6 protein-coding genes and 1 pseudogene are annotated in these 6,399 nt (G+C 47.3%); 3 read left to right on the top strand and 4 right to left on the bottom strand.

The genetic code is table 11. The annotated features are described in order from the left end of the window. Positions 1–788 (top strand): AMP-binding protein (locus IQ219_RS15525; protein ID WP_194073210.1); only part of this gene is annotated, 788 nt, incomplete at its 5' end. A gap of 187 nt (positions 789–975) precedes the next feature. Next, positions 976–1,377, top strand: a complete 402-nt coding sequence (locus IQ219_RS15520) for a phosphomannose isomerase type II C-terminal cupin domain (protein ID WP_190598566.1) — start codon at positions 976–978, stop codon at positions 1,375–1,377. Here the strand turns inward: IQ219_RS15520 and IQ219_RS15515 are convergent. Both IQ219_RS15515 and IQ219_RS15510 read right to left on the bottom strand, forming a co-directional pair. Beyond that, the gene (locus IQ219_RS15515) at positions 1,374–2,375 is read right to left on the bottom strand and encodes an NAD(P)-dependent oxidoreductase (protein ID WP_194073209.1); all 1,002 of its coding nucleotides are present in this window, start codon (positions 2,373–2,375) and stop codon (positions 1,374–1,376) included. The genes IQ219_RS15520 and IQ219_RS15515 overlap by 4 nt on opposite strands. Before the next feature lie 164 nt (positions 2,376–2,539). Then, positions 2,540–3,841 (bottom strand): homoserine dehydrogenase, encoded by a 1,302-nt coding sequence (locus IQ219_RS15510; protein WP_194073208.1) that lies wholly within the window; start codon positions 3,839–3,841, stop codon positions 2,540–2,542. 129 nt (positions 3,842–3,970) lie between these two features. On the opposite strand from IQ219_RS15510, the pseudogene IQ219_RS15505 reads away from it, so the two are divergent. Next, positions 3,971–4,637 (top strand): annotated as a pseudogene (locus IQ219_RS15505) (4'-phosphopantetheinyl transferase superfamily protein); the annotation flags it as partial. A 40-nt stretch (positions 4,638–4,677) separates the two neighbouring features. Here the strand turns inward: IQ219_RS15505 and IQ219_RS15500 are convergent. Continuing rightward, positions 4,678–5,421 carry a hypothetical protein gene (locus tag IQ219_RS15500; RefSeq protein WP_194073207.1) on the bottom strand — a complete coding sequence of 248 codons (744 nt, stop codon included), beginning with the start codon at positions 5,419–5,421 and terminating at the stop codon, positions 4,678–4,680. Positions 5,422–5,589: 168 nt separating this feature from the next. Then, positions 5,590–6,294: a hypothetical protein gene (locus IQ219_RS15495; RefSeq protein ID WP_194073206.1), complete on the bottom strand. Its 705-nt coding sequence runs from the start codon at positions 6,292–6,294 to the stop codon at positions 5,590–5,592. Positions 6,295–6,399: the final 105 nt, after the last annotated feature.

The raw sequence follows: 6,399 nt of genomic DNA, 5'->3' as shown, positions 1-6,399 counted from the left end.
CTCCTTTACCCCCCGACTACGTCACTTCCCTAGTGCCCACCCAGTTGGCATATTTACTGGATCGCCATGGTGCTTGGTTAAAAAACTTCCGGCTAATTTTTTTAGGGGGAGCCCCGGCCTGGCCTGCACTGTTGGCCAAAGCAAAAGCGGCTGGACTTAACCTCGCCCCCACCTATGGCATGACGGAAACTGCCGCCCAAATTGCCACCCTCACCCCAGCAGAGTTTCTGGCTGGCCAAACGGGAGTAGGGAAGTTGTTACCCCATGTGCGCCTCACCATCACCAACTCCGATGGGGAAGCAGTTTCCCCCGGCACCGTGGGCATAATCAATATCCAATCCGATGCTTTATTCCAGGGTTATGTACCCCAAGGGACAGGCCAGAAAGAAGCAATTTTCACCACCGGGGATTTGGGTTATTGCCACCATGGCTACCTACATGTCACTGGCCGTCGGGGTCGGCGTCTGATCAGCGGTGGAGAAAACATTGACCCAGAGGAAATCGAAGCCTTTTTGCTCGACCAGAATTTAGTTCAAGATGTAGTCATCGTCGGAGTTGGAGATCGCCATTGGGGAGAAATGTTGGTGGCAGTCTATGTTCCCAAACCGAGTCAGGGGGATGATTTGGCCAACTTGAGCCAGCGGGTGAAAGCCCAGTTAAGTGGGCCGAAATGTCCTAAGCATTGGTTTCCTGTGCCGACTCTACGGCGATCGCCTTTGGGCAAATTAAACTACCAATTTTGGCAAACCTGGGCCACGGAGCAACTAGGGGTCAAAGATAAGGGGTAACGGCAATAATCCGTGGGTATGAGTTATTTACCGACGTTGTCGAGGATTCAAGCAACTCGGGGTCAACAAATTTTTGACGTTGATTTCTGCTGTCCGTATGGGAACCTAAACCCTAGTCAAGCCGTTGTGTTAGCCTGGGTTAGAAAAAATTGTCGATGCGGTTAATTGTTGTTGAGGAAAAAAATTAATGGTTGTCACTTCCCTATCCACCCCATCCCTGTCCCCAACTGCTACTCCCCCCGGTCACTTGCCCACGGAAACTAGGCCCTGGGGCTCTTTTACCACCCTGGAGGAAGGCAACGGCTACAAAATCAAACGCATTGAGGTGAATCCGGGGCATCGTCTCAGCCTGCAAATGCACCATCACCGCAGTGAACATTGGATTGTGGTATCCGGCACCGCTCGCATCGTCTGTGGAGACAAGGAAGAACTATTGGAACCAAATCAGTCCACCTATGTGCCCCAATGCACTGCCCATCGCCTGGAAAACCCTGGGGTAATTAAGTTAGTCCTGATTGAGGTGCAAAACGGGGAATACCTAGGGGAAGACGATATTATCCGTTTTCAAGATGATTATGCCCGGGGCTAATGGCGAGCAGTGGGTTTGGGACTAACGGCCATCAATTCAGCGATGGTTCGGCAATGGACCGGTAAACCCAGTTGGGCCGGGGCCACCGGATCGGGATAGGTAAAGTGGCGATAATCTAGGCAAAAACGGTCCCAGTCTGCCATTTGAATGCGAAATAGCTTGATAAAAATATTGGCCAGGGTGAGGGAAAGGGGAATTTGGAAGTAAATTTTTTGGTGGTGATATTGGCAAACTTGACGGATGCCCTCCGTGGCAGTGAGCGGTTCATTACCTAACACCACATCAATTCTGGCTCCAGGCGGATGGTCAACGTAATAGGCCACCACCCGAGCGATGTCTCTACCGTGGATAAAGTGGAAACTACCATCGGCCCGGAACCAGCGAATTAGAGGTAACCAGCGTAAAATTTCCCCCAATCCTCCAGAAAGGTGGGAATAGGGTTTACCGGATTCACCGCCAAAGACCAGGGTGGGATAAACCACTGTGATTTTATTGGCCATGGCTTCGCTGATGGGAGCGACTTCCACCGGAGGAATAGGGTGTGGTTCTAAAGCTTGATGGCAGAGATATTTGGTGCGGATATAATCAGTACCCAAACTTCCGGCTTCTGGTAATGGTTGCCCTTGGCGGTCCAAAATACTGGCGGTGGAAAAATAAATTATCTGCTCGCATCGTTCTGGGTTGAGCAAATTGATCAAAGTCAGGGTTTTGACCACGTTGATGTTGTAGGTCTCCTGGCGATCGCCCCAACTGGTGGCAATGAGAATGGCGCAGTCAATAGTTTGCAGCAGATCTTTGTGGGCTTCAATATTGCCCATGTCACCGGGGATTAAATGAATATTGCTCCTCAGCTTGGGGTCAAACTGTAACTTATCTGGATTTCTCACCAGTAGGAATAGTTCATGGTCTGTACCCTGGATTAATTCATCCGCTAAATAGTGCCCAATGCAACCACTGATCCCAGTGATAAAAATTCGTTTTAAACCAGCCATAACCATACACTCCCCGGAAATAAATTAATTTTGCTCAGCTTAAGAGCCTGTTGATGTTGATAAAGTTTGACTTTGCCCGCTAAATCGACCCACTAAAACTCCGGCCATACTGGAGAATTTTGACTAAATTTCCCCCAAATTTTGGGTAGGGATACGTTTGAAAAAAACTCCTAGGAAAGCACCCGGATCACACTGGGAATTTCTTTCACTGCTTCCAGTTGGCTGATTTCCTCCAGCGCAGCCCGATAGTCCCCTTCCCGCACATCGTGGGTGACGACCACAATTTCTGCACAGCCGTCGGTAAAGCCAATTTGCACCAGGGATTCCAAACTCACCCCATGGTTACCAAAGCCCATACCAAGGTGGCCAATCACCCCCGGTACGTCGGCACAAAGGAAGCGGCAATAAAAACGGGTGACTAGGTCTTCAATGGAAGACACCTGGCAGTAATGTTGGTGGGTGCAACTAAGCAGGGGATCGAGGGCCGGATTTTCGTCACTGCTGGTGATAATACCGACAATATTGATCACATCGGATACGACGGCGCTGGCGGTGGGCCCGGCTCCAGCTCCCCGACCGTAGAACATCACTTGTCCCAGGGGATCTCCTGTTACTAGGACACCGTTATAAACTCCATTAACACTGGCCAGGGGATGGGCCTTGGCGATTAAAGTCGGATGAACCCGCAGTTGCAAGGTTTCCGAGTTTTCCCCTGCATTACCGTCGGCAATCGCCAAAAGTTTAATTACAAAGCCCAGCCGATCGGCGTAGGCAATGTCCACCGCACTGACGGATCTAATTCCTTCACAGGCCACATCTTCCCGTTTGACCCGGCCACCAAAACCGAGAGACGCAAGGATGGCAATTTTGTCCGCCGCATCCAACCCATCTACGTCGGCACTGGGATCCGCTTCGGCATAGCCCAATTGTTGGGCCGCTGTTAACACCTCGTCGAAATCTGCTCCCTCACTGGTCATGCGGGAAAGAATATAGTTGGTGGTGCCATTGAGAATGCCGACAATACTTTCGATGCGATTGCCCCCCAGGGATTGCTTGAGGGGTTTAATGATGGGAATGCCGCCCCCCACCGCCGCTTCTAGCAGAACGTAAACGCCGTGTTGATTGGCCGCTTCATAAATTTCCGGGCCGTAACGGGCAATGACCGCTTTGTTGGCGGTGACAATGTGCTTTTTATGGGCGATCGCCTGGAGAATGAGGGATCTAGCGGGTTCCAGTCCCCCCATTAATTCCACCACAATGGCAATGTCGGGATCGGTGACAATGGTCTCTAGGTCGGTGGTCAACACCTCCGGCGGCAAATTTACCTGACGGGGCTTATCGAGGGAACGCACCCCCACTGCTTTAATCTCAATCGCTTTGAGCAGAGGACTACGACCCTGGGGCTCCTGCAAAATTTCCACTGTGCCGGTGCCGACGGTGCCTAAACCAAGTAAACCAATTTTAACTGTCACAATTTTCCTCCCGTTGCCTTTCCTTTCTTTAGGTTACTGGCGATCGGCTCCCCATTCTATCTGGACTTGGGGATGGAGAAGAATAACAAAACTTCTTTACTGTTTTTTTAATACCTTTTACACCGACCTGTGTCCCACCAGCCCCAGATTTGGCTTTGTCCCACCGATCGCCTCCTACCTTCTGGTTATCAAGCCTTATTAAGTCCTGAAGAAATAGCCCGCAGTGAACGCTATCAACAGCCCCGGGATAAGCAGCGATTTTTGACCATGCGCCTGGCGTTACGCATACTCCTAGCCCGTCACCTTAATTGTCTGCCCCAGCAATTACAGTTCACCTATGGGCCCCAGGGTAAGCCGGAGTTAGTGGACAGGGAACGGCGATCGCCATGGTTTAACGTCGCCCACAGCGGGAATTATGGCTTGATTGGTGTCAGTGCAGAGGGAGAAGTTGGAGTTGATTTGCAAATTATGTTCCCTAAACCTCATTACTTAAAATTAGCTAGGCGTTTTTTTGCTCCCCAGGAAGTTCGCCAATTGGAGAGTTTAGATAACGAGGAAAGAACTAAGTTGTTTTATCAACTTTGGACGGCGAAGGAGGCATTTTTAAAAGCAACGGGGCAAGGCATTAGCGGTGGCTTGAATCAAGTTATACCAGACAAAAATTTAGCTAAATATCAGTACTTACCGGATAGCGGAGATACAAACCATTGGCGATTATCTAGTCAAGCTTTGTTAGCCGATCAAGGGAGCAACGATAATTATTGGATGGCGATCGCCTGGCGAAATCCGGCAGGTTTCATTGGGAATTCGACAATTTGACTCATTCCCTCAACTGCTTAGACTTGATTGCCTGACCAATTTCTTGTAGGTTCATCACCACAATATCCCCAGAGCCCGGAAAATGTGGGACCATTGAAAACCAAATTAACACGCCCCCAATAAAAGCTTCCGTTACGGGAGGTTGTGCAACGACGGCCCGAACTACTTTTCGTCCAGTATCCAGACAAGATATTGCCCGACATAGTGCCTTCCAACTGTTGGTCGGGTTTGGCATAGTACCCGGTGACGTTTGCCCCATTTTGATTCAGGCTTATATTTCCCCAAGAACTAGTCCAGTTCCCGCCAATAGAAGTTACAGAAGCCACCGGCGGCACAGATGGCGTACTTGCAGTGCTTTGACTCGAACGACTTCCCGTCCATTTTTTTGTAGGTTCATCACCACAATGCCCCCAGTCCCCCGCAAATGTGGAATCATTAAAAACTAAACGAACACGTCCCCAATAAAAGCTTCCGTTACGGGAGGTTGTGCAACGACGAGCTGACATATTTTTCGTCCAGTATCCAGACAAGACATTGCCTGAGATAGAACCTTCTAACAGTTGGTCCGGTTTAGCATAATAGCCAGAAACACTTGTGCCATTTTGAGACAATCTTACAGTTCCCCAAGAACTACTCCAGTCTCCCGCAATCGAAACTTGAGCGAGAGCTGGCTGGCTTAAAGTAGTGCTTACGCAAGCAACGCTCACTGAGACAATCAAGGCAGAGTACGATAAATATTTTTTGAAAGCCAGATGAGTCATAATTTTAATTCTGAATTAGGTTTCTCATAGTCTAGTCATTTTAGCCTAGGATTCAAGAATGTGTTTGAAAAGCCTCCCAGATTTGGCAAAAAACTACTTCAAATTTCCTCATCATTGCTGGAGCTTTAGTAAGCGAATAAATCTATTTAGTTTGTAGCTATTATATTTTTAAAATTCAGAAAAACTCGCAGTATAGAGTTCGTAATTAACACTGCCAGTAACAATGGTTGCACCAGTTTGTCTATTTTGAAAATAGATACGTGTTACTGCGCTATTTCCGTGTAACTCACATTTTTTATCGTCATCACAGATAGGCCCTGTAGTAAAGTTCCCATCATCTTCAGCATCTCTGTTAAAGATTTCAAATCCATCGCTGTTTAATAGCTTTCTCACATCCTTCATTGCCATACCAACTTTTAAATAATTAGGATTAATATCATCACAAATATAATGCTTGATAGGGTATAGCTTATGCATTAGAATATAGTAGATGTTATAGCTATTTTGACTAGTGGGGGAGGCTTGGTAATCTTGATAATAGGTGAAATTAATGCTTTTTGTATTCCAAGAATTGTATGGTTTCCCATCACATTCAAGATTTAAGCGCCCCGTTGATTCAAGTACTTGCGTTTGGTTATTTTCGGTAGAAAAAGTAGCGAAACTACCGGATTTTGAGTTACTATTTCCGGTAATACTGCCATTTTTTATTTTTATGACTTCATAGTCATTGCTAATAATTGTTGTCCATTCACCTTCAGGATATTTATCCGATTCAATATATTCATTTGATAAGGCTGGATCTGCTAGGCCAAAGTTTATTGTGCTCAATAATAAACTGTTGCACAAAATACGGTGAGAGAGCTTGTTCAGCATGACTTATCCCAATTTGTAAGTTTTTTGATTATATTCTTTTTTTGAAATCAGACCACATTACAAAATAATTCTCTAGTACTCTAAATCCTGTCTCTTATACACTCC

The sequence above is a fragment of the Synechocystis sp. LEGE 06083 genome, assembly GCF_015207725.1.
Classification (GTDB): Bacteria; Cyanobacteriota; Cyanobacteriia; order Cyanobacteriales; family Microcystaceae; genus Synechocystis; species Synechocystis salina.
Note: the sequence above shows the minus strand (reverse complement) of the source record. Positions and strands in the feature narration are given on the sequence as shown.